Here is a 1,468-nt window from a genome sequence, read left to right on the forward strand (position 1 = left end):
TATATATTTTGGTGGTGATGTTGTTAGTTGTTACTATCCTGAAATTGAAAGATTTGATGGTTTTGTAAATTTTTACCGGAATCGAGAAGAATTGATCGATTTATTTGTTAATATAGAAAATCTCTCAACTAATAGAATAAATAAAAAGTTAAGAGCAGAGTTTTTACTTGAAAATACATGGTCAAAAAGATGTGATCGGGTAAATGCCGCCATAGGAAGAGTTGCATTATAATGCAAGCACTTCTACTTATTTATTCTTTTTTACCAGGCTTTTCCAAGCTGTTTGGCAGTCAATTGTTTTTTGTTTTGAACGTGCCTATAATTTTTATTTTATTTCGTAAAGTTCAGTTTTCAAGTAAAGAAATTATTTTATGTTGTATTGTTATAACCTATATAGTATTACAAAGTTTCCAGTCATTCCTTTTTAATCAAAATTTTAATGTTAGCTCATATTTTGAGTCTTTGTATGTTTGGATTTTACCTTTTTTGGCTTTTTTTCTATCTAAGAAATACTCATACTTATTAATATTGAAAGCTATCGCTAATGTTTCATTTATACATGCTGTTTTTGGTTTATTAACATATGGCTTTATTAGTTATCCAACTTATATTCAAGATCTTATTGATACACTTCAAGATGGTGCCGCTTATTTCAGGATGTCTTCAGTTGCTGGTTCATTGATATTTTCAGGTATTGTTTCAATTGGATTTAATATTGTTTTATACTTAAACATAAAAAAGGAATTAAATGGTATAAAATTCTACCTCATGGCTTTTATTCTTGCAGTCGCTACATTCTTCTCTCTGCAAAGAAGCTCTTGGTTAGCTATACTTATTGGGGTAACTATATTTTGTATTTATGACAAGAGAAAATTTGCATTATCATTAATGATGATAATTCCATTGTTATTAATTTTAGTTGTTTTTGTTACTAATAACACATTTTATATGAATAGATTCATGTCACTTTTTTCAAGTGATTTCAATCCAGTAGACGAACGGTTTATGATTTGGGCTAGTGGCTATAACTACCTATCTGAAAATCCCTTTGGATACGGTATCGGTCAGTTAGGGCAATTTGCTTATAAAAATAATTCTGATTTAAATTATTTTATTACAGATGGCGATTATGTTAAGTGGGCTTCAGAAGGTGGTATTTTTTTCATATTGTTTTTTATTTCAACTGTTATTTATTGCTTTGTTAAAACTTCAAGAGTATTTAATAAGAAATTATCCAAGTCCAGTGCTTCTCATATAGCTATTTCTTTGGGTTTTTTAGTCCAAATGATAGGTTCTAATATATAGAACGGATTAGAGTCAATAACTTTTCACAATTTGGGTTGTACGTTACGATTACAGCTGATATTGTTGTTTGCATGATGAAACCTTTCTTTATAAATATATGTTCCTAATACCAACCAAATGATAAAGTTTACATAATAAAATTCTGATATATTAGAACCTATCA

At 28.4% G+C, this 1,468-nt stretch carries 2 protein-coding genes; both read left to right on the forward strand.

The window, feature by feature from the left end:
- A partial coding sequence (locus tag H5185_RS22110) for a hypothetical protein (RefSeq protein WP_182743304.1) occupies positions 1 to 232 on the forward strand: 232 nt, incomplete at its 5' end.
- Complete coding sequence (locus H5185_RS22115) at positions 232 to 1,305, forward strand: O-antigen ligase (RefSeq protein ID WP_182743307.1); 1,074 nt, start codon at positions 232 to 234, stop codon at positions 1,303 to 1,305. The genes H5185_RS22110 and H5185_RS22115, both read left to right, overlap by 1 nt.
- The last annotated feature ends 163 nt before the right edge of the window (positions 1,306 to 1,468 follow it).

This window comes from Shewanella sp. SG44-6 (assembly GCF_014164185.1).
Classification (GTDB): domain Bacteria; phylum Pseudomonadota; class Gammaproteobacteria; order Enterobacterales; family Shewanellaceae; genus Shewanella; species Shewanella vesiculosa.